This window comes from Bacillus sp. FSL K6-2944 (assembly GCF_038005385.1).
Classification (GTDB): Bacteria; Bacillota; Bacilli; order Bacillales; family Bacillaceae_G; genus Bacillus_A; species Bacillus_A cereus.
Map to the genome: position 1 here is coordinate 3,217,812 of NZ_JBBOTE010000001.1, position 24,108 is coordinate 3,241,919.

A 24,108-nucleotide genomic window follows, 5' to 3' on the forward strand; every position below is an offset into this window, starting at 1 on the left:
GAAACAGTTGTATACAGTTTGTACATATGTATGAGCTAAGAAAGAAAGATATTCGTGTGAAGAAAAAAGAAAGCACCTCGCATATGTGCGAAGTGCTCTTAACGGATTCCAAAGAAGTTTTTCACCTTTGCAAATACCGATACCTTTTCTTGTTCAAATGCTTGTAATGGTACATTCTCACCTAACAAGCGTCTTGCAATATTACGATAAGCCAACGCTGCTTTTCCGCTTGGTTGCAACGCCACAGGTTCACCTGTATTTGTAGCTCGAATAACTTCATCGTCATCTTCGACAACACCAAGAAGCTCGATTGACAATGTACGTACAATTTCATCAACATCTAACATATCCTGTTCATGAAGCATATGACTACGTACACGGTTAATAACAAGTTTGGGTGGTTCAATATCCTCTTTTTCTAAAAGCCCAATAATACGATCCGCATCGCGCATTGAGGATACTTCTGGAGTCGTAACAACGATTGCTTTATCCGCACCAGCTACCGCATTTTTAAATCCCTGCTCAATCCCCGCAGGACAATCGATTAATATGTAATCATAATCTTGACGTAATACTTGTATTAATTCATCCATTTGTTCAGGTGTTACCGCTGATTTATCACTCGTTTGTGCTGCAGGTAATAAATAAAGATCATCAAAACGTTTGTCTTTAATAAGAGCCTGAGGTAAACGGCAACGCCCTTCAACGACATCAACAAGATCAAATACAATACGATTTTCCAGCCCCATTACTACGTCTAAATTTCGAAGACCGATATCTGTGTCAATTAAGCACACTTTCTTTCCAGATAACGCTAGGGCCGTACCAATGTTCGCAGATGTAGTAGTTTTACCTACTCCGCCTTTTCCAGATGTAATTACTATTGCCTCTCCCACAGCTATACAATTCCCCTTTCTAACTTTGTTAAATTAGGTCTAAGATGAGTGAGAAGTTGCAGGCGATCGACAACAATGTGATTGTTCTCATTAATATACGCACATTCTGCCGCCTCCGCTCCGTCTTCTTTCTCTTCCGGAGCCCGCATTGCCACATCACTAATTCGAAGTTGCATCGGGTTCATAACAGATGCAGCGATTACAGCATCCGAATCCCCATAATACCCAGCATGTGCAATTCCTCTTAATGATCCTACGACAAAAATATTCCCCCCAGCGATAACCGTTCCGCCTGGATTAACATCTCCAATTAACAACAAATTTCCTTTTACATGTAAAACTTGTCCAGAGCGAACAATTTTGGAAATAGGGACAATTTCTGTTTCTTCTTTCCAAGCTATTGCTTCTGCTTTAGTGATAACATCACTTTCAATTGAATCCACAACAAGATTCTTTTTATTACGAATTAACGTACGAATCTCTTCTTGTTGGACTTCTGTTAAATAACGATTTCCTACTTTCACATGCACTTCAATTAAAGAGCGCCCATCACCATCGTAGTAATGTGTAGAAAGTTTTTCGTCTAATTCCATCAATAATTCTGAGAATGAACAACAATCATCTAAATGAAGCGTTATCCCATCTTTTGTCCCTTTTATCGTTACATTTTGTTGCTTTTTTTCTTCCACTAAAGTTCACCCCACCGATTCAATTCGACATAAAATTAGAAAATCCTTTTTTCTTTTTCTTCCATCGCTTTTGAAAGACGCACTATATATCGTCTCAGTGGGAAACAAACTATCAATAAGAAAATAGCATTTAACAATAAAGTAGGAAGGAGACGATCTGTGAAAAAGACATACGCTGGCATATGAGTACGCCCTAATAAAGTTAAGAATCCATACACATAATACTCTAGTGCTACAACGCTAGCTAATATGATAGAAACAACAATAAATAAATTCAATTGTAGTACTTTCATCACACTATATACTAAATAAGCTAAAATCGGATAAGCAAAAATATATATCCCGACAAGTTCTGTGTATACGGTATCAAATAAGAAGCCAAATAATAGTCCGTAATAAATCCCTTGGACCGGACTATAATACACTGTAATAAAACATAAGACGATTATAAAGAAATGCGGTGCTGCTATGCTGTCTTTCCAAAACACATCCGTTGGAACAACAGTAGCAAACATATTTTCAAATAGAAACACAAAAAGGAGCAAAAGAGGAAGAGCTGCTCTTTTTAATATCTTCATCATCTCTTCTTCTCCTCCTATTCTAATGGCGCTGAAGGTGTTGCACGTTTAGCAACCGTAATATGCTCTACGTCATTTAAATCAGCGGCAGGTTTTACATAAGCTGTTTTTGTTAAGCCATATGCATCCGGCTGAACTTCAACGATTTTTCCAATTACAAGACCTTTCGGGAAAATATCACCCAGTCCAGATGTTACAACTAGTTGATCTTTCTCTACCGGTGCATCAGAGCCAATCTTTGTGAAAAGAAGTAATTGCTTTTCTTTGTCATAACCTTCAATCAATCCAAAGATTTTCTCTTGCCCTTGTACAATAGCAGAAACGCGATTTGTTCGGCTCATAGAACTTAGTAATTCTACTGATGATGTAAACTGAGATACACTTTTCACTCTTCCAACTAACCCTTGTGAAGTTACTACAGCCATATCTTTTTTAATTCCTTGCTGTGCCCCTTTATCAATTCCAATTAAATCGTACCATTTATCTGGATTACGAGAAACAACAGTAGCTGGAATTTCAGTATACCCGCTATTTAACTCTTTTTTACCAGTTAGCTCTTGTAACTTCTTGTTATCATCTTCTAATTGTTTTACTTTCCCTGATAGACCTGCATAATTATCTAATTTTGCTTTTAATTCTTTATTCTCTTCATACGTGCGCTTTACATCCTCTACATTTTCGAAGAATCCAGCTACGTATTTCGCTGGCTTTTGGAATACACGTTCTACAACACCGACAGTATCTTTAACAAACTGCTCTGGCCATGTTAAACTGTTCCGTTCTTTCAATGAGATTCCAATCAATGCCACGAGAAGAATAATACTAACCAACAAAACAATTAATCTTTTGTTTAAGAAAAACTGTGGCACGTTCACACCCTCTTAATTTCACTGATTTTTATTTTGCAATATTATCGAGCAGCAGTTTTGAAAAGATCGATATTGTCTAATGCTTTACCTGTTCCAATTGCTACGCAATCTAATGGATCTTCTGCAACAAGAACTGGCATTTTCGTTTCTTCACTAATTACTTTATCTAAATTACGTAGTAATGCCCCGCCACCTGTTAATACGATACCGCGGTCCATAATATCAGCCGCTAATTCAGGTGGAGTTTTTTCTAACGTATTTTTAACTGATTCTACAATCGCATCTACTGTATCTTTTAATGCATCTGCAATTTCTTCTGGCTGAATTAGTACTGTTTTTGGTAAACCACTTACTAAATCACGACCGCGAATTTCCATAGGCTCGATACCTTCTGGCTCGCCTGCAGAACCAATTTCTAATTTTAATGCTTCAGCTGTTCTTTCACCGATCATTAAGTTATAGCTTTTCTTAATGTACTGAATGATTGAATCGTCCATATCATCACCAGCAACACGGACTGACTGGCTTGTTACAATACCACCTAGAGAAATAATTGCAACTTCTGTTGTACCGCCACCGATATCAACAACCATACTACCAGTTGGTTCCCAAACAGGTAAGTTTGCACCAATTGCTGCTGCAAATGGCTCTTCGATAGGATAAGCATCACGAGCACCCGCTTGACGAGTCGCATCGATTACTGCACGTCTTTCTACAGCTGTAATACCAGATGGTACACATACCATTACATACGGCTTACGTGAGAAGAAACCGTTTGATTTTTGAGCTTGTTGAATGTAATATTTCATCATTGTTGCAGTTGTTTCATAATCAGCAATTACACCGTCTTTCATCGGGCGAAGTGCCACAACGTTCCCTGGTGTACGACCAATCATTTGTTTTGCATCGCTACCTACAGCAACGATTTGTTTCGTATCAGTTTGTAACGCAACTACTGAAGGTTCACGTAAAACTACACCTTTTCCTTTTACATATACAAGCGTGTTCGCAGTTCCTAAGTCTATTCCAAGATCGCGAGTAAATCCACCAAATCCAAACATATTATTTATCTTCCTTTCTTGTTTTCACGGACTCATTTTTTCTTACTTTATATTATAAAAACAGTACGTTTTTTATATCTTTATCCTTTTTGTAGATAAATTTCTACAAAAAACTCATAAATCACATTATAAAACAAAATAAGTAAAAAGCATAGTCTTAAATATGACCTTTTTCCTTTAAACTCACGAATTTATGGTCACCTATTATAATATGATCAAGCACTTCAATTCCGATAATCTGGCCGCATTCTACTAAGCGTTTTGTTACTGCAATATCTTCACGGCTCGGCGTGGGATCTCCTGAGGGATGGTTATGAAGACATATGATAGAGGCTGCTGCACGACGGAAGGCTTCTTTAAAAACTTCCCTCGGGTGTACAATTGACGTGTTTAAACTTCCAATAAAGATCGTTTGCCTATGTATAACTTGATTTTTTGTATTTAAATATAAACATATAAAGTTCACGTAAATACGAAAAATTACAAAACAAAAGAGCACAGCGTGTATAAGTAGTGCTACCAACACTCTTATGCCGTTCACCTGAGCTGACCAGGTAAACACTTGCTATACTCTCATGAGTTATTGTACATCATGCAGGGTCTATTAAGCAACGTTTACCAAATTATTGGTGACGTTGCTTTTTTGTTTCCTAGAAGGAGACTTATAATATGGAAAAGAAATGCATAGATGTTATAGCAAGTGAAGAATCATTCCGTAACTTATCACCATTTATAGAATTAGAAGAATTAAACAAAACTATACGCGTATACAGAGATACTATCCGCATGTCTATTAAGCGTACGGACGTACAATCTAAACTCATTACACTACTTGAAATGTTAAAACGCCACAGCTGCAAATATGTAGGTGTTAGTTTCCTATGCAAAAATTCAATTGCTAGTATGATGGAAGTTTCCTATAAAACTGTACAACGTTTAATGAAAAAACTTGTGAATCTAGGTATAGTGAAACAAGTTTCTATGAAGCGAAAAAAAGATATGCTACAAACTTCGAATGCGATTATCATTCAACCGATTGTGGAAGAAGTGTCCGACAAGGAGTATACAAAATGTCCTGCAAAGTGTCCTACCATTAAAACAAAACCTGTTTCCTTAAAACAAAATATAAAAGATATAAACAAACGTAATCGGAATGAGAATCCCAATACACTTGAAGAAAATATGGAACAAGCTGATTTCGTTGCGCACTGGGTACCAGAGCGTTTCGTTTCTTTCGTTCGCTCTTTTTACAGTGATTCAAAAACCATTCAAGAACTGTGGAAGGTCGTAAGACAGTGTAATCGAGTTGTGAATTATACAACAGGGAAACACGCATTTACAAAAGAGCAGGAGCTTACGATTGGCTTACAAGCTATCAAAGAGCTTGTGATGAAAATGAAATCCGGAGTAAACATGAAGAAGGGGACATTCGCTTATTTCAACGGGATTGTACATAACGTAATGGACAAGTTCTACTTCAATAAAGAATTTATGGCCATATAAAAAACACCTAGCTACATGAACTAGGCATTTCGATTTTGAAACTATCCATGCATTGTTATTGCTTGCCAAACAACTCACACTGTGCGTATGAACGCTACATGGAATCATCCATTTGCCAACCGTTGTTTCTTCTTTTGACAGACAACATTTGCAACTTCCGATACAATGTGGATTTTGATACCTGTGTCTGTTCACAAATTTGAGGAATCGTCAGCTTTTTCTGTGCATAGAGAGCGATGGCTTGCTCCAAATTTGGATTCTTTTTATGGTATCTTTCTACTCGACCCTTGTACTTCCTCTCTCGTTTCGCCAGCTCAATTCCTTCCCGCTGGCGCATACGAATTAAATCTCTTTCTAATTGATTGACACCGCACATGATAGTGAGGAGAAATTGACTATATGGATTTTTGGATGTTAAATCCAGCCAGGTATCTTTCACAGACTGTAAATTCGCCCCTTTTTTCTGAATGTACGCCACTAACTCAAACAATTCCGCTGTACTTCTTGTAATGCGAGTTAAATCAGTTACCCATACTGTATCGCCTTCCTGTAAATCTTGCAGGAGCTTCTGTAGTTTGGGCCGATTACGGTCCGCACCAGATGCCTTTTCTTGATACAATTTATCGATTCCTAGTTGTTGTAATTGCTTGATTTGTCTTGCTAGGTTCTGATCTTCCGAGCTGACCCTGACATATCCAATTTTTCTCACTTGTTCCTCCCCCTACTCTTTAGTAAATAAAATTCGTTCCACACAAGCTCTCCCTGTTGTTCTATGAGCATCTTTGTGTATGCCATTCTTATTCTACAGGATACGTTATCTGTACAACAATCTGTTTCTTGTGTTTTTCGGGGTACGTACCTACATTTCCATTCTCCTATTTTCTACAAGAAAAGTGATTCCCTTTCCTCCAGCACTGAAAGTGCGGTTGACGCTGTTTCTCTGTTTGTACTATATCAGTTAGCATTTTCAATATTCTACATCACAGTCAGTTTACAGGAGATATCATTTACACCTCATACTCGCTCCTTTGTGTTTTGGAATGCTAAAAGTACCATCCACGTGCTTCTCTTTTCTACAAGGGAATGTCCCTCCTCCTCACCCTAGCGCTGGAAGTGCGATTGTTATTGTGCATATAGCTCTTACAACTGGTCTTTCATTCTGTATGTTGTTGCTTGTTATACGATGGATAGATTGGGAATAAAAATGGTGCTTATTATGTGTGCGAAAGATATGGAGGGGGAGGCTTGCTGTTGTTTTTTCTCTTGCTCTTCCCCATTATTATATCCAAATCCTGTTATCACATTTTCAAAACATATTACGTATGATTGTAAGAATGGCTTGTTACGTATTCGATTGCTGATTGGCGTATGTACCATCCCCTGTCAAAAATCGACAGGAAATAAAAAGATTTTATAGGCTTGGCGGGTTAATTGCCACACCGTAAGGATTCGTGCCCACCGCGATGGTCGTTACCTTCGCGTACGACGATGCGTCTATCACCGATACGCTGTTACTATTATAGTTCGTCACCCACACCTGGTTATTCGCTGCGTCCACTGCCACATCCCAAGGACTCGAACCTACCGCGATGGTCGTTACCTTCGCGTACGACGATGCGTCTATCACCGATACGCTGTTACTAACCTGATTCGTCACCCACACCTGGTTATTCGCCGCGTCCACCGCCACATCTTCAGGATTCGAACCCACCGCGATGGTCGTTACCTTCGCGTACGTGGATCCCTCTATCACCGATACATTGTTACTACTGTAGTTCGTCACCCACACTTGGTTATTCGCCGCGTCCACCGCCGCATAGCGAGGACTCGAACCTACCGCGATGGTCGTTACCTTCGCGTACGACGATGCGTCTATCACTGATACATTATTACTGCTGCGGTTCGTCACCCACACCTGGTTATTCGCCGCGTCCACCGCCACATAGCGAGGACTCGATCCCACGACAATTGTCGTTACCTTCGCGTACGACGATGCGTCTATCACCGATACGCTGTTACTAACCTGATTCGTCACCCACACCTGGTTATTCGCCGCGTCCACCGCCACACCTTCAGGATTCGAACCCACCGCGATGGTCGTTACCTTCGCGTACGACGATCCCTCTATCACCGATACATTGTTACTACTGTTGTTCGCCACCCACACTTGGTTATTCGCCGCGTCCACCGCCGCATAGCGAGGACTCGCGCCCACGGCAATCGTCGTTACCTTCTCAAACGAAGTCCCATCTATCACCGATACATCGCTACTTCCGCTGTTCGTCACAAACACATTCCCCACCGGCAAAGGAGGCGTAGGCCCAGTATGTCCCGTTGCCCCTGTCGGCCCAGTTGGCCCCTGTGGTCCAGTATCCCCATTGTCTCCTTCTGGCCCAGGAATACCTGTTGGTCCAGCTGGCCCTTGTGCCCCTTGTGGCCCCTGCGTTCCTGGGTCACCTTTGATCCCCGGTGATCCCGCTGCTCCTTGCACGCCTTGCGGTCCTGTGTGTCCGGCTGCTCCTTGGGCACCCACTGGCCCCTGTGATCCTGGTGGTCCTTGCGCCCCCGCAGGACCTGTTGGTCCAGTAGAGCCAGACGGCACATGAGAGGTAATGGTAACCGTAAACGTGAGCGTGTTAAACAATTGATTTTTCACCGCTACACTCGATGTCAACAGTTCCGCTACAAAAATGGAAAGTGCGTTATATAAAGATTGCATCATATTGGAAATTTTCCCGATTTGCGCGACACCATTTAATTGATTACTCGTACCCAGTAAGAGAAACAAACTAAATCGCGTGGCATTTCGGCCATCTGCTGTGGGGAATTCATCCAGTAAGAAGTTGTAGAGGAGGTCCAGTTCTGTTTTCAGTTGCGCTTGCGTAGCTGGCGTAGGATTGTTCACATAATTCGTAACCGCCGCTTGTAAATTCGCAAATAAGTTCAGCAGCGCGGCTTCTTGCGCAGGGGTAATCGGAACAGTCGGGGTAATCATGGGCACGATGTTGGATGCATCCAGCTTTTCATTTTTTTCATGATTCTGCTCATTTGTCATCGCTGTTTCCTCCTTGCTTGTTGTGCGGATTCCTAGGTTGCACCAAAAAGGAAGTGCCTCCATGTTCCTTCCCGAACAATGTATCTGCTGCGCCAAGTGGTCCCGTCGGTCCGGTAGGTCCTGGAGGCCCAGTTGGTCCCGTAGGCCCTGTCGGCCCGGTCACGCCATTGTCGCCCTCTGCCCCTTGTATCCCTTGCGGCCCAGTTGGTCCTGGTGGTCCTGACGGTCCCTCTGGTCCTTGGTCCCCTTCTTGCCCCTGTAGTCCAGTGACGCCTGGTGGTCCCTGTAATCCTGGCGCTCCTGGTACCCCTGCTGGTCCAGCTGGCCCTAATGCCCCTGGTGCGCCTGGTGGTCCCGGTGGTCCCGTTTCCCCTTGTACGCTGTTCAGTTCTGTCGATGTCACCGCCATTACATTCGTCAAAATCGTAAACAATTGATTCGTAATGGCAGGCGAAGATGTCACTAAAGACGCCACAAATACAGACAATGCGTTATAGAGTGCCTGTAACAGCTCCGCAATTTGTCCAACCGGTGCGGTCAAACTGGCTAACGCACCCTTCGTGCCAAGCAGCAGAAACATACTATACCGCGTCGCATTGCGCCCATCGGCCGTGGGAAACGTGTTTAGTAAAAACGTGTATAACTGATCACAGGCTTGCTGCAGGGCTTGATTCGGCAATATCGTCGGATTATTAAAATAATTGACAACCGCTGTTTGTAACTGTTGAAACAGCGCGATTAGCTGCGCCTCTTCCGCCGGTGTAATCGGAATAATCGGTACCAATAGGGGTCCCACATTCCCATTCTCTTGTTTCATGCCAACATTCCTCCTTTTTTGAGCGTTTGCACACACTGTATCCACGGCTTATGCCCGCCCATTGCTTCTTCCATCCAAAGCAAACGTTGCCGATCACTTGTAAAATAGTACACCTGCGGTACAGGCTTCCCCCTTTTTTCTGCATGTTTCACAAGCCCCTCATACCGGCGCATATTGCAAAGTGTGTAATGCAAATTTTCTCCAGTATCGATCTCCACAATATACAGTTTCTTCCGGTCATACCAATACGCTGCCGGCACCAGCGGGTCCCGTTTCGAAGAAGATAACAACTCTTCTTGCCACTGCCACGCCGGATACCCACACCAAGCCCAGATTTCATTTCGGTATAAGACATCGTAGATGTCTTGCAACCCACTAAGCATCGTGACATGAGATGTCCCCAGTAACGCACCGCCCTTGCGATTGAGTCCAAAAATATGACGAGATGGCTCTTGAATGTTGTGCAAATACGGACGCAAATGCTCGAGTTTACGCAGGATACTCCGCCGACTATACGCGCCCATATAGGCAGCTAATTGCCCCGTCGTGGTCCACTCTAGCTGCTGAATGATCGCCAGCATTTCTAAATCGGTCACGATGGATTCGGCCATTCCCTTTTTTGTCATCCTACACCCTCCTTTTGTACAAAATAGAGACAACGTAACAAGAAAAGAAACCCCCTATCTAGAAGGATCACACCACAAAAAACTTCCCAATAGGGTGTACCCAAAGGAGAAGAATTCAAAATGCTCCTAATCCCCAGTTATCAGAAATATCTAACAGATATAGGAATCTCTTTTGTTCGTTGCTCCCGCAACAGAGAAAAGAAAGAAAAGCCGAATATTCTCCACAACTATCCAAACATACATCTCTCTTTCTCTTTTGTTGCTTATTGTATTCTATACAACAACGTAGCACTTCGTGCATACTTTTTTGTTATTTACACCAAAAAAAAGGAGGTAACAAAAGGAAAAGAAAGAGTAACACCCAAAAGAAATGGTGAAACTCACCAATATATGGAATCCACTATTCCTGTAAAAAAAACAACTTTTACATTTGATTATAAAGATATAATTTTACAAAAAGAACCTTTTTCCCCTCTTTTTCAGGTAACAAGAGGCATACGACATGACCCATACGTACCATTTTTCATCCTTCCTATTAGGGTACACCCTATTGGGAAGTTTTACCCAATAACGCATGATAGATTCCTATTTTCCTAGCTTTCAAATCCACACAAACTCACACTCTTCTAATCCCTCATTCCCATATCCCACCCACCCACCAAAACAGACACAACCTGCCCCTTACACCCGTACATAGCCACTTCCCCTCTCACCCATTCTTCTACCTCGTCCAACGCTTGCCCCGCCTACATTTTCCGCCCGGCCTATTTCTTGTCATGCAATAAGAATGACCACCAGTTCCCTCCACTGCGCCATGATTTTCCCATCATTTCCTAACAAAGAGAAATTCTTCTTTTCCGACCCATCTATCGCCCCTAGTTTCCTATCTTGCAAGATTTCCTAACAGTGATAACGGCTACTGTGGAAGATTTTTTATGTGATAGCATATGTTGCTTCTACCTTACATATCTTAGAGTACTCCCAGTTTATGATATACCTTACAAAAAAAGCAAGCCAGACCACTATCCTGGCTTGTTTCTTCCCGTTTTATCTTTATGGTGATGAGAGCCCAGATATAAGTAAGCATGTACACTTATTCTTATTTGTAAGGAAGTGTCATATCTGAAATTTGGTCACATATAAGAACAGTAATTCCGCATCGCTTCACATAGATGGTTCTACCACAAAACAGCGTACTCTAGTCAAGAATACGCTGTTTTTTTATTTTTATCGTTCCTATTCATTTCTACTGTTTCATATAATACTATTGGTAAACTAACAATGAGAGATAATATATCTTTATCATGTCAAAAAAGAGCGTTCCTCACTCGCCAGAGGAATGCCCTTTTTTGTTTACCTCACATACACATAGGCTTCACTTGTTACTTCTTATTTTGCATGTAATCCAACATAATAACAAATAAGAAGTATAAGGAATATTGAACTTGTAAGAAGTGTTTTTTTTAAGAATTTTTCTCTGTTAAATATTGCGAATATCGCAGTACAACATAATGTTACACCCATAATTCCTAATAAAATATGTGAATTAAATTTGAGGTCAACTCCTGATACATACAATTGAAAAGAACATATTGCTATAAGCAAACAAATTAATGCCATTATACCCAATATTTTATTCATATACTCACCCCTGAAAAATGAATTACTATAAAAATAGCTTAGCTTTAAGAACCATTGATATGGGTTGATTGATATCCCAACATGTATTCGAATATACAATTTACCACATTCTTGCAAATAAAATATACCATAAAAAGTCTTTTGCCAAAGGACTTTTTATGAGGTTTTCTTCTAAGATTTCTATGATAAAATCTCAATTGTCAGTTACCTATATATGGCAATACAAAAAAATAACAATTAAATAAGAGGGGAATTTTAAATGAATACAACAAACAGAAAAATAGCTAGTTCAGCTATGGCTTTAGGCTTATTAACAACTTCACTTCCAACATTATCATTGGCAGAAGAAAAGAATTCTATATCTTCTAACAAGCCTACCCAACTCATTCAAACTCAGCAACCTAACTTAAAAGTTTTAAAGGATGACACGAATGAAAAAATAGTAGAAGCAAGTGATAATCGTATAGTTTCTACTTCTACATATGATAAAAAAAATAAAACATTACATATCGTAACTAAAAATTTAGCTGATCATACTATATCTACTAAAACTGTTAATTTACAACATGCTAATTCCCTTTTACATATTAGAAAAAAACGTGAAAGTTGGGACATTGAAGTTTTAGATCACGCTTCTTCTTTAGATGGTAAGTTTGAATATACTTATTACAATAAAAACGTGTGGTTACTTCAAGTTCCTGGAGAAAATGCTAAAAATCCTGTTGAAAATAGTGATAATAAAGCTGATTTAAATGGTTTTAGAAATTCAGTAAATAATTTGATGACTCATGAAATTGCTTTTCTTTCTAAAGTTTCAGGAGATGTAGCTATAGCTTGTATAGCTTTATTATCGACTCCAACTCCTTGGACAGTAGTTTCTGGAGCAGCAGCTACTATAGGACTTGCAGCATGGGCAGTTCCAGATTTATATAAAGTATTTCAAGAAGCTGATAATTGTAGATACCACTTTAATAGAATATAAAGCAGCTTATTTGTTTAATTACAAGGAAAAAAAGTAAACATAGTTCGAAAAGAAGGTCCTCCCTATCCATGAGTAGACCTTCTTTCCATTTATGTAGCATATACATGGGCTTCACATTTGCTGTTACATACTATGTTTTACCTTTCAAATTTTACATATCCACCTGAAACCCACTGATCGGCACCAACGTTATACCATCCATCTTGATATCCCCACGACTGATACTGTTCTCCTTGGTACACATTTTTTACGACACCATAGTTCGTTCCTGGACCAGTACGAACACGCAATACATCAGCTGTAATCGTTACGACACCAATGCCATCATTTGAAGATGTGGACGTTGCTGATGCATTTCCCCCTGTATAACGAATGTATGATGAATCATGATATACCCACTGCTCGCCACCTAAGTTTAGCCAACCATTTGATTGTCCCCATACTTGGTAGGACTCCCCTTTCCCTAATTGACGGATCACTCCGTATCCAGTACCTGGACCTTTGCGGAGGTTGATACAATTCCCCTCAATATAAGCAATTCCTATTTCACTCGTTGAAGACGGAATTGCTGTCGACGTGACGGAGTTACCACCTCCATTGTATGCATGTTGCACTCTTTCAATAAAGCTATCCCATCGTCCTTCTGCCAACATACGATGTGGGCAATACTTTCCACTCCATGATTGATGTGTACGGACTTTATGAATGGGAATATTGTACTGTTTCATGAGCTGTGCTACAACGATAGCGGCATGATCTTCTGCTTGATAGTATCTCTCTCCACCGCTTAAAGAATAACAGATTTCTACACTAATAGACTTGCGATTACCGGCACCGTTTCCGTCACCACAGGCCCATGCGTTACGCTCTAACGGAATTCCTTGCACAGCTTCTTTATCATCTACCGCGATATGAAACGATACTTGGTTATCATTTCGAATCATATACGCCACTTCATTTTCTGCCGATGCATCATTATACGTATTATGAATTGTGATCCATTCTGGATGCATGGTATACGGACATTTTGTACCATATTTACTTGGGTCAACGAATTGTTTTCTGATTTCCATTATTGAACCTCTCCCTTGTTCTTTTCTTGTTTTTGTTTCCCACCTAACATCTCAACTGCGTTTGTTAAAGCTTGTGGAAGCGGAATCCCCATTCGACCAGCATTTTCTAAAAGCGAAAGCAACTCATTTCCGATAAAGAAAAAGATTGTTGCTTCCCGAATTGCGCTATTGCTTCCAAGTGCCACATCTAGCTGGGTCGCCACTCCGACCAAAAGAAAAAGCACCACCTTTTTGGCGATGCCTTTGAAACCAACTTTACTTTTTAATTCTCCGTTATATCCTGCTGCAATGATGCCAGTTACATAATCAATCACTGCCATTGTTACTAAGACTTTCAATGTTGCATCCCATCCTCCCAGAAAATACCCACAGAAGCCACCAAAAGTGGCAATAAAGGTTTTTAATACTACATCGATACGATCCATCTTTTTCTCTCCTTTTTTCAATCATAAAAACAGCTTATGGCTGCTCTGGTTTCTCGTCTATTCATTTTCGAACGAAATCTTTTAATATGGATACTTCATTTATAAGCATTGAAACTTGCTCTTTTAATTGTTTATTTTCTTCCTTTATTTCTTTCCATTCAATATGCATCTTTTGAGTGGCTGCGATATGAATTGCCAAAGTTCCATATATATTAACAGCCTTACCATCTTCTGATTTGAATATTTCATCGGTCTCTTCTGCTATAAAACCATAATTTGCTACAATATCTTTTGTTGTGAACGGCACTTCTCCTTCTTCTTTTCCTTCTCTCATCTTATACAACTTTTCTACTTCCGTTTTTAAGTTGTAACTCCTTGGTTGCAAAGCCATAATTTTTTCTACAGGATCAAACGGCAAATCCCTAATATTAGCTTTCATATTCTTAGTTGATTTATTGTAAAAGTTCCCATTAACAGTTAGACTTCGGCATTCCAAATCCCTAAATTCAGTACCGTTATAATTCTTAACTTGAAGAGAATTTTGATATCCCGAAACATGAGATGCTCTCACTCGTATATATGCTAGTCTTATATCAGCATTCGCATTATCATCATCAATTAAGACACTATTCTGATCAGATGGTTTATTTCTATTTCTAAAATAAAACTTACCTGCATTATTATCGTAAAAATGTTCCTCATTAGAAGCTAGCCAAATTTGAGAATGAGCCATAACATGAAAACTTTTTGTTGCTTCCATGTTAATATTCGTACCGCCATTATCCCATGTAGTTTCCAACCTCATTGTTCTCTTAGCTCTTACTAACAGAAAATCATCGCTTCTTACGTTCATTAATCCCTTAGAATCTATGAGAACATGTCCACCCGCACTCAACTCTAACCTACCACCACTATCTCTAAAGAACCCTACAGTAGCATTTGTTTTAAACATATTATTACTAATTTCATTAACCATACCAATTGTTCCCCAAGCATTTGCAAAATCTGTTTTATTCGGCGTCACTTGTGTAATTGCTATAGAACCTACAGTATCTGTTGAATCTTTCCCCAAAAATAAAGAAGGCTGAACCCCACCATCATTACGCGTATAAAATCCCCAATAACTTCTTACAAGCCCATCCTCTTTTAATCGAACATTAGATTTCATTATCTCTACCCATCTAGGGTCATTCGATTGCCGGGAAGTCCTAATATTCATCCCTTCCAAAACATCCCCTTTAAGATGTTCGGCTGTAACGTATCCTACAAGGTTGATTTTATTAGCCTGGACTTGAATTTGTTCTGCAGTTTGATTGATAGATGAGATAATATTGCCCTTTTTGACTGTAGAATTCATTTCATTACTCATTACAGATAACTGAGAAGTATGCGAATCCACTAAAGCCTTACTTCCAAATTGACCGTTTGCTTCTGTTTTCGTATAAACATCCTTTTTCTCTGCCCTTAGTTCAATACTTTTAGACTGTTGATTTATGCTTGTTTCAAAAGTTGATACCTTAGAGTGAAAATCAAAAGTTGCTACTTTCTTAGCAATCTCACCAACTAGAGCATCATAGTTTCCTATATCTTTAGGGTTTTCCATGAATGTAGAAGGAGTTGATCCTTGTTGTAGCATGGGTTGAGAAACCCACATTCTACCGTTTTTACGTACCCATATCTCTGCTCTAATATGAGTTACGTCTTTGTTTGGCATTCCTAATGTAACGCTTGCAAATACCCAAGAGCTGTTTACTAATAGTGGCTCAAGCTCTGTTTGTACGTGGTCTAGTGCTGTGTTACCATTCCACAATTGCATTTTAATGACTCCGCCTTGTCCTTCAAACAATGATTTATTGTCTGTGTAAAACCACGCTGAGTAAACATATACACCACTCCTACTTGTCACAGGTATAATTTGATTCATTCCCGCATATACAGGATCGGTTTGTCCTGTCTTCTCAATCTTTGCAGAGTTGTAGCCGTCATGGTGTCTCGCAACATCTACAGTTACTCCAGCAGGAACTATCCATTTATCGAAGCTAGGAGTACGACTGATAATTGCACCGGAGTTCTTATCTATGTCTCTCTTTTCAAATGCAGTATTAAGTAACATATTAGTAGAACCTAATCCACCTACATAATTTTGCATTTGAGTCTCAGAAACTTTAGATTGAATCTGATTATTCAACTGTGTGATATCACTCGTATTTTGTTGAATCATTTCTCCTTGTTTGCCCTGTGTTTGCGATAGAGTTGTAATGGTTTGTGCATTAGAATCTGTTGTTTGTTTAACTTGATTCAAGGTAGTTTGCATTGTACCTTGATCTTTTTGAACAGTTGATACAGTAGTTTTTACACCATCTACACTTTTTGCAATTTCGGTTGTTTTCTTGGTGAATTCATCAGTTGTTACTTGATCTTCTACTGCTGGTTTATAGTCTGTTGCTTTATTTCCAATTTCAATTTGCCATTCTTTTAATTCGATCATGCCTTTAACATTACGTAATAGCGTTTGCGGATTGAAAACCTCAATTGCCTTATCTTTAAGATTATAAGTAAAGGAATATGTTTTCCATTCTTGGTTTGCGTTAACATCACTTTCGCAACGAACACCAGGCCATAATTGTTCACCATCTTTATACTTTATCCACACTTCTACTCCAGCCCATGGATTCGGTGTTCCCTTTTCATATCCAATAGTTCTAGCTTTAAAGCTAACAGTAAACTGCTGCCCTTGTAGCATCGATAAACCATCCGGCACAATTTTAAATGACTTATTTACTACATTAGACACTGTTGTTCCTGTGTCAGATTTAAGTGTGCCACCTGTATTTAACAGAATGTTACGTCCGCCAATCTTCATATCATCAAACTTCTTCTCCACACTACTCAACTTCTCAGTGACTTTTCCTGCTTCTTCTTTAATTTCAGTTGTTGTTTTCTTAAGCTCACTTGTTGTTTGCTGCACATCAGAAATCGTCTTCTTCGTACCTTCCACAGTGGATTCAACCGTATTTAATTTATTACTGATTTCAGTATCTTTTTTTGTTAACGATTCAATAGAAGTTTTAAATCCATCTGCGGTTTGCTCTGATTTCGTCATACGTTCCGTAAGCTTTCCTTGTTCATTTTGAACATTAGAAACCGTAGTGTTAATCCCTTTAATAGTCGTCTCAATTTCTACCGTCTTTTTAGTAAAATCAGTTGTTGTTACTTGATCTTCTGGTGCTGGTGTCCATGCTGTAGCAACGTTAGCTAATTCAAGTTTGACGTTTTTTACATACGCTGTACCTTCAATACCTTCGCCACCATATATATACAATCTAGAAACTTTAGTACCGTCAAATTTTTCATGAAGTTTCATGGTAAACGTATAGCGTTCCCATCTATTAACTTCACTTACGTTAAACACATACTGACCACTGTGAAAGCTTTGTGCTGTGTTACCTTCAATAAAATGATGTAACCCACCGTTTATACGGAAACCTTTTGTATCTGACCAAATATCCATACTAATAGTAATTTCTTTACCCGCGACATTATTTCTCGCAAATTCTGCAACCACATCTTCAGCGATACCCAGCCATCTATTTTTTTGACCGATAATACTGTTTTTATTAATAAACGCTACAACTGGATAACCGAAAGTAGTTATATCTAGATGGGCATGATAACCTTTTGTTGGATCTGCTACACCACCGTTATACCCACTTCCCCAACCAGATGCCTGAAGATTACCATTTAACGATTTGTCCCAACTTATAGAATCATTAACAATATAACTAGAAAAATTAGAGTTTTTAAGCGAATTTCGTCCATCTAGTTTTGTATTATCTACTTGCGTTTTAAGTTCTGTAAGAGTCTGTTTCGTCCCCTCAGCTGTTGTCTTAATCTCGTTTGTTTTCTGCTCCAACTGTGACAACCCTTCATTCGTTTTCTTTAATTCGGACTTCTCCGCTTTCTGTGTAAGAGCTTCATTTGTTTGACCAATCGATGTATTAATATCCTTGAATTTCTGTACATTCCCTTGTTTATCAGTTTCATAGATTTGTTTCCCTATAAAACCATTGTTAATTTCCTCTTTTGTAAACACTCCAGATTTATCGGCTTTATCTTTTAACTGTGCATTAATCCATGTTTGATCCACTTTGCCATTAACTTGCTTTTGAACATCCACTATTTGTCCAGCTATTTCTTGCGCTTTACCTTCCACACTTTGAACCTTTTGATTTAACTCCGTTTTAGCTGTTTCAATATCTTTCGTAACATCTTTAATACTTTGCTGCAATGGTGCTGTATCAGGAACAACAGGTTCCCACACTACACCTGTCCATATTTTTAAAATACCAGGCTTTCCATTACTAATATCACGCCATAGCGTTTTATTTGATTTAAGATTAGCGGTGGGTGGATTAACTCCTTCAATAATATCTACAAGATTTTGATCCATGTATTTTTGTGTTGCTTCTGCCAAATCTTTTGCTGTTTGGCTTTCTTTTTGAGCCTGATCAGCTTTATCTTTAGCATCAATGATGTCTTTGTTTTGTTCCTTTACTTTATTATTTAATTGGTCAAATAACTCCTGCGGAACCTTGTCATACAATGAACTTAGTATCTTTTGGTATAATCTTCGCAACTCATCATTTTGATCAACGATTTCACGATAATCACCAAATACATAGTTATCTTGTGTAGGATCTTTAAAAGATTCATCACCAGCAATAGCTCGCGCTTCAAGATACAACTTAGGTGTAAACCCTTCATCTATAATTCGAATTGTATCTCCTTCATTGATTTCTTCATGTGATAAACCAGGTATTCTTGCTATATTTTGTACATCGACTCCATAAGAAACAGAAGCGTTCACAATCTTACTCATTTCCGTTTTCATTAGAGTTAAAAGTCTCTCTGGAGACATATTTTGGTCGTCTGTTTGTGGAGTGTAGAAAGCGAATTTATGTTTTCCGTTTTCATTCCAGCGTTGATAAGCTGCATCATCCACAAGATAAGGAACACCCTTATTTATGGAGGAGATTGTAATAAATTCTCCATTTTCTTTTTTCACAAAGCCTAATAAGGCTGTACAAATGTTTTGAGAGTTCTCAATACGTTTAATTCCTATTAAATCTTTACCAAAGGTTACTTCTTTTCTTGTATCTCGTCCTCGTCTCTTAACCATATCCACATAACGACCAACAATTTTAGAACCAACAACTTCAGCTCGATATTGAATTTCTATTTCAAATGAAGCGGCAATTTGTTTAAGAAAATCCAATGGATTTGTAAATTCTTCAATTTCCATTGAGTGCGCTCCATCATGTTCGGTTTTACCTATTTTCCACTTCGTTCCTTTAAGAGCTATTTCCATACACTGTTTTAATGTTTTGCTTTCCAACTTTTGTGGCTCTATAATTGCTGCTTTAGCAAGCTGAATCCATTCACCAGATGCATAAACCATTAATGATCTATCCTTAGAATCCTTTTCCGTTTCTGTAATGACATAAGGAACGATTCTACCGCCACGTACTTCTTTTAATACTAAATTTTGCTGTACAAGTGTTGCTGCATGATCTGTATTCTCAAATACCCTAAACTCTAGAGTATCAATATTATTTTTAATTTCCCAATGCCGTTTGTCATCCCAATAGTCCTTAGGTTGTATAGCTGAAACGATTTGATTTGTTTTAAAATCAACAACATGTAAGTCTCCACTTGGTGTACTCATCTAAATCGCTCCCTATACGTTAATTTTGCTATTCCTACATTTGCTGGACGTATTATGACTTCATTTTTCCCTCTCTTTATAACAGGGAATGAACTAAATATATCTTTTAGTGCAATTGCATTTGTTCCATTGATTGTTACTAATGATCTTTCTGTGTCTATTTGAATTTTATCTCCTATATCAAAAATATAAGGTGTTACATCTTTATCGAAATGATTAATCTTGTAAAACTTAACATCTTCAACAAACGCGACTTCCATTGCATCATTATTTCCGTATTTAGTAACTGCTACAGCAATTTTTTTAGGCTTCATGGTCGTATACTTGGACGTATTACTTATGTCTATCCAATAATCTAATACAGTATCATTATCAATCTCTGTATTCGCTCTGTATTTAGATACCTTAGCAGACCACTTGTTACCTTCACGCTTCATTGACAAGTGACCTCTAAAATCATTGAATGACCCTTCACGAATACCACCTGTGGATTCTATGATTCTATAGTTATCTTTATTGACCTCAGATTCCATCCAACCTACGCCTACTCTACCATTGATGTTCTGCATAGTATTGTAGTAATCTGTTAAATCCAGCATAGTCATAACTTCATCATTATCTCCTAGAAGAAATACAGTTACAGAACCCATTTGACCAACCCTAGTAGATTGTAGTGTGAATTGACAATCTAAAATAAAATCAGTAGCATCTTGAGGGATTGCTCTAGTCATTACAGGTCCATGCCATGCGGTACCATTACCATAATCTTCAGCATAGAATGCGTAACCTTGCCATACTTTAAAACTACCTGCAGGCTGAATATAACCGATTTTTTGAGTATACGGTGTCCATTTAGTTAAGTCGGTCATTTCGTCCCATAAAATACGTTCCTCTTTAGATACTACAACCGTCTGTACTGGGACTGGATAACCAAGTCTGAAGTACTCTAACCCGTTCCATACATCCAGAAAAGGACTCTTTGCCCCTACAGTTATATCAATAATTGGATTAGACTCTACAGATCCTTTGTTAATAAAGTTAGACTTTAAATCACTGTTCTCAATAGCAAGGGTTTTATTTTGTATAGGCCCTAACTTATATGGCATTGGACAAATGAACTTAAGTGTTCCTATTCCAAGTGTTACAAACTCATCTGGATCAAAACTGTCATCCACAACTGCTAAATATGTTCTATTGGGTTCTACATCAAAAATAAGCTCTACTGGTTGATCTGTTATTAACCAAGTTGCAATTTCTTCTTTTAACATTTCTAAATCAGCATCATCAGGAACTATAATCCCTACAGGAATTGATAAAACACGCATTTCTGTTTGTGTATTTAATAATCTTGCTCCTGGATATCCTGGGGTACGTAGAAAGTTCCGTTTCAATGGTGCCCAAGTTGGTCTTTTCCAACCTTTTGCAATTTGGATATACTTTTTACGTTCATTGTTAAATTTGAAAGAGCTCATTTTGACACCTCATTTCTTTATAAAATAAAAGAAACCCAAACCTAAAAGTCTGAGTTTCTTTTTTCTTCCCTTTCTTGATACTCGGTTGTATATCGATAAGTACCACGTGCCACATCTCGTCCATCTAAAACAACAGGAACTTCCACAACTAAATCACCGCCAAGCATTGGGGTTACTCCATTACTTGATGAACCAAAAGAATTATTAACAACTTGATTTGATACACTATTTGTCATCGCCTGTCTGCTATTCGACATATTTCCATACACACCACTCATGACATTTTTTAGTCCTGCCAATTGGCTTGCGGAACTAGTCATCATACGTCCCATGTCACTCATTAATTGATTTATTTCACCTGACATAGCAAATTGACCTCGAGGCATGGCTGCTACGATTCCCGCACCAATACCTCCAAGTGTCTTTTTATTTAAAGGTAAAACAGCTTCATCACCAGCTTCGCCAGCCCCTTGTAGATTGCCACCATTCATTCCGAATATTGTCGGCTTAGTGAAGATACCACCTTTTGCACGCCAGTCCACATTAACGCCTGATGGGATAGTAATATTTTTCCCCATCACTGTCCATGTACTAGTCTGCAAGCTAAAGTGTGGTAATTTAGGCATTTCAGGAGATGGTATTTTTAATCTTAAATTACTAAAGAATGACTTGATTTTATCTACAAATCGCTCTACTTTATCAACCGCATCTTTAATTGGATCAATAATAAATCGTTTCGCTGCTTCAAATTTTTCTTGCGCTGCATTTTTTACAGAATCGAATTTTTCTCTAGCTGAATTATATAAATCAGTAAATTTTTGCTTTGCCTGATTATAAGCGTCTGTTACTGGCTGAATAACATATTGCTTCACTAAATTCCAGGCTGCGAGTGTATACAATTTTATAGATTCCCAATTTCCTAATATCCAGTTAGCTAAATCTGAAAGCTTTTGTTTCGTTGTATTCCACAATTCTTGAACCGGTTGAATAACATACTGTTTTATTAAATTCCACCCTGCTAGTGTGTAAGACTTCGCTAATTCCCACTGTGAACCAAGCCAAGAAACTAAATCAGTAAATTTTTGCTTCACTAAAGTCCAAGTTTCCTGAACCGGTTGAATGATATACTGTTTAAATAATCCCCACGCAACTTGCGCTACCGCTTTTGCAATTTCCCATTGTGTACCAAGCCATGTAACTAATTCTCCAATTTTTGTACTTACCCATTCATAAGCTTGTTGAATTGGTTGAATAATATATTGAGATATTGCCGCCCAAGCAATTTGCGCTCCAGCTTGGATTAATAACCATCCAGCTTGTAGTACCGTTGAAATTAATGAAATAATTGGATCTAAGAATGTAAGTATAGAATTCCAAATTTCTTGCCATTTTTGGTATAGTTGCATGAAAAATTGAGTTGCTGTTTCTACCAATGATGACCACCAAGTAGATGCCGTCTCAACCAAAGAGGAGAGCCAACCTACAGCTGTATCAATTAAAGAAGAAAACCATCCTGAGGCTGTTTCTACTAGAGAAGCCCACCAACCAGACACTGATTCTACAAGCGAAGATAACCAAGATGATGCTGTTTCGACTATTCCACTCCACAATTCAGATAAATATTCACCTATAGAATTAAAGGTGTCTATCGTCCATTGACTTATAGAATCCCAATTTTGATATATAGTAATACCTAAAGCAACAACCGCGGCTACAACAATAGCAATTAATGCTACCCATCCCATCATTGCAGCCCCTATACTCGATATAACGACAACGATTGGTGCTAAAGCCATAAATGCTCCTGAAATTACACCAATAGCTACTGCTATAGCTGCCAACGTAGCCGCTAATTTAGGATTATTAGAAATCCAATCCGCTATTTTAGTAACAACATCAGCGATAACTCCAAGAACAGGTTTGAGAGCCATTTGTAAATCTTGCATCGCCTTTTGGAATTTAACCGCTGGGTTTGCATCCATTTTCTTAATGGAATCATTCAATTTATCTTGTTGTTTTCCAAAATCAACCGTTTTATCTTTCGCACCTAGCAAAGTATTAATGATGTTTTGCCCTTGATCTTCATACATTGTCATTTTGTTATCGTAAAGGCTTTTTATCCTCTACTTCTTACAGTTCATTTCCTGTAAGTTCGGCATACGTTTTCACTAATAAGTGTCGCGGTCTCGTGGAGGGATTATATCTTTTCACCCTCTATGCTCTGCCCCTGACTACACTTCGTATAGCCTTCGGTTCAAATTAGGATTCGCACCCTTTTTGCTTTATACCGCGATTTTAATTCGGCACAATTTATCATCTACCGAATAGTTTTACCCCTAATTCATTACGTTTCGTTTCATCTTCTACTTGTGACAATGCTAAAGCAATATCAGTCATAGCGGCCGAACCTTCTTTACCACCATTAGCTACAGCTTGTCCCCATTTTTGTAATTGTTCTGCTGAGATATTAGTACCTTCCAACGTTTCCTTCATAGCTTTATCGACACCTTGACCGAATTCAGCTGCTTTAATCCGTCCCTCTTTCAAACCATCTAAGAGATTATCAATCATTTATATTCAACGTGATTCGCAACGTCACGCCCGTTCTCTTATGAACTGCTATACGTCACCGCATAGATTAGACTATATCTTCAACTACTTGAGTTGCTCCCCGTTTCGAGTGTCATTTGCTTACA

At 38.8% G+C, this 24,108-nt stretch carries 16 protein-coding genes and 2 pseudogenes; 2 read left to right on the top strand and 16 right to left on the bottom strand.

Features of this window, described 5'->3' with window-relative positions:
* Positions 1 to 98: 98 nt before the first annotated feature.
* The 6 genes and pseudogenes from minD to radC all read right to left on the bottom strand — a co-directional run.
* Positions 99 to 896 (bottom strand): septum site-determining protein MinD, encoded by a 798-nt coding sequence (gene minD / locus MHH55_RS16355; RefSeq protein ID WP_000503309.1) that lies wholly within the window; start codon positions 894 to 896, stop codon positions 99 to 101.
* A gap of 2 nt (positions 897 to 898) precedes the next feature.
* Entirely contained in the window at positions 899 to 1,585 is a 687-nt protein-coding gene (minC, locus tag MHH55_RS16360) for a septum site-determining protein MinC (RefSeq protein ID WP_000391521.1), read from the bottom strand.
* 35 nt (positions 1,586 to 1,620) lie between these two features.
* Entirely contained in the window at positions 1,621 to 2,166 is a 546-nt protein-coding gene (gene mreD, locus MHH55_RS16365; protein WP_078186494.1) for a rod shape-determining protein MreD, read from the bottom strand.
* A 14-nt stretch (positions 2,167 to 2,180) separates the two neighbouring features.
* Positions 2,181 to 3,032: a rod shape-determining protein MreC gene (mreC, locus tag MHH55_RS16370; protein ID WP_001135488.1), complete on the bottom strand. Its 852-nt coding sequence runs from the start codon at positions 3,030 to 3,032 to the stop codon at positions 2,181 to 2,183.
* Positions 3,033 to 3,073: 41 nt separating this feature from the next.
* On the bottom strand, positions 3,074 to 4,093 hold the full coding sequence (mreB, locus tag MHH55_RS16375; protein WP_000466736.1) for a cell shape-determining protein MreB: 1,020 nt from the start codon (positions 4,091 to 4,093) through the stop codon (positions 3,074 to 3,076).
* Positions 4,094 to 4,250: 157 nt separating this feature from the next.
* Positions 4,251 to 4,556: pseudogene (radC, locus tag MHH55_RS16380) on the bottom strand (RadC family protein); the annotation flags it as partial.
* A gap of 206 nt (positions 4,557 to 4,762) precedes the next feature.
* Here radC and MHH55_RS16385 point away from each other — a divergent pair.
* Complete coding sequence (locus tag MHH55_RS16385; RefSeq protein WP_078186493.1) at positions 4,763 to 5,596, top strand: cytosolic protein; 834 nt, start codon at positions 4,763 to 4,765, stop codon at positions 5,594 to 5,596.
* 94 nt (positions 5,597 to 5,690) lie between these two features.
* Here MHH55_RS16385 and MHH55_RS16390 read toward each other — a convergent pair whose 3' ends face one another.
* The 4 genes from MHH55_RS16390 to MHH55_RS16405 form a co-directional block, all read right to left on the bottom strand.
* A complete protein-coding gene (locus MHH55_RS16390; RefSeq protein WP_078186492.1) occupies positions 5,691 to 6,305 on the bottom strand; it encodes a recombinase family protein in 615 nt (204 codons plus the stop codon).
* Positions 6,306 to 7,007: 702 nt separating this feature from the next.
* A complete protein-coding gene (locus tag MHH55_RS16395; protein WP_176116576.1) occupies positions 7,008 to 8,651 on the bottom strand; it encodes a virginiamycin B lyase family protein in 1,644 nt (547 codons plus the stop codon).
* Positions 8,641 to 9,468 (bottom strand): collagen-like repeat preface domain-containing protein, encoded by an 828-nt coding sequence (locus tag MHH55_RS16400; RefSeq protein WP_078186710.1) that lies wholly within the window; start codon positions 9,466 to 9,468, stop codon positions 8,641 to 8,643. Before MHH55_RS16400 ends, MHH55_RS16395 begins: the two co-directional genes overlap by 11 nt.
* Entirely contained in the window at positions 9,465 to 10,094 is a 630-nt protein-coding gene (locus MHH55_RS16405; RefSeq protein ID WP_078186709.1) for a hypothetical protein, read from the bottom strand. Before MHH55_RS16405 ends, MHH55_RS16400 begins: the two co-directional genes overlap by 4 nt.
* Positions 10,095 to 11,994: 1,900 nt before the next feature.
* On the opposite strand from MHH55_RS16405, the gene MHH55_RS16410 reads away from it, so the two are divergent.
* Positions 11,995 to 12,717 carry a geobacillin-26 family protein gene (locus tag MHH55_RS16410; protein ID WP_078186487.1) on the top strand — a complete coding sequence of 241 codons (723 nt, stop codon included), beginning with the start codon at positions 11,995 to 11,997 and terminating at the stop codon, positions 12,715 to 12,717.
* A gap of 137 nt (positions 12,718 to 12,854) precedes the next feature.
* On the opposite strand, the gene MHH55_RS16415 is transcribed toward MHH55_RS16410, so the two are convergent.
* The 6 genes and pseudogenes from MHH55_RS16415 to MHH55_RS16440 all read right to left on the bottom strand — a co-directional run.
* The gene (locus MHH55_RS16415) at positions 12,855 to 13,790 is read right to left on the bottom strand and encodes an N-acetylmuramoyl-L-alanine amidase (RefSeq protein ID WP_078186486.1); all 936 of its coding nucleotides are present in this window, start codon (positions 13,788 to 13,790) and stop codon (positions 12,855 to 12,857) included.
* A complete protein-coding gene (locus tag MHH55_RS16420) occupies positions 13,790 to 14,215 on the bottom strand; it encodes a phage holin family protein (protein ID WP_078186485.1) in 426 nt (141 codons plus the stop codon). Before MHH55_RS16420 ends, MHH55_RS16415 begins: the two co-directional genes overlap by 1 nt.
* 61 nt (positions 14,216 to 14,276) lie before the next feature.
* A complete protein-coding gene (locus tag MHH55_RS16425) occupies positions 14,277 to 19,940 on the bottom strand; it encodes a phage tail spike protein (RefSeq protein WP_078186484.1) in 5,664 nt (1,887 codons plus the stop codon).
* The gene (locus tag MHH55_RS16430) at positions 19,937 to 21,412 is read right to left on the bottom strand and encodes a distal tail protein Dit (protein WP_078186483.1); all 1,476 of its coding nucleotides are present in this window, start codon (positions 21,410 to 21,412) and stop codon (positions 19,937 to 19,939) included. Before MHH55_RS16430 ends, MHH55_RS16425 begins: the two co-directional genes overlap by 4 nt.
* Before the next feature lie 41 nt (positions 21,413 to 21,453).
* Positions 21,454 to 23,508: a phage tail tape measure protein gene (locus MHH55_RS16435; protein WP_078186482.1), complete on the bottom strand. Its 2,055-nt coding sequence runs from the start codon at positions 23,506 to 23,508 to the stop codon at positions 21,454 to 21,456.
* A 223-nt stretch (positions 23,509 to 23,731) separates the two neighbouring features.
* A pseudogene (locus tag MHH55_RS16440) lies at positions 23,732 to 23,959 on the bottom strand (hypothetical protein); the annotation flags it as partial.
* Between the last annotated feature and the right edge of the window lie 149 nt (positions 23,960 to 24,108).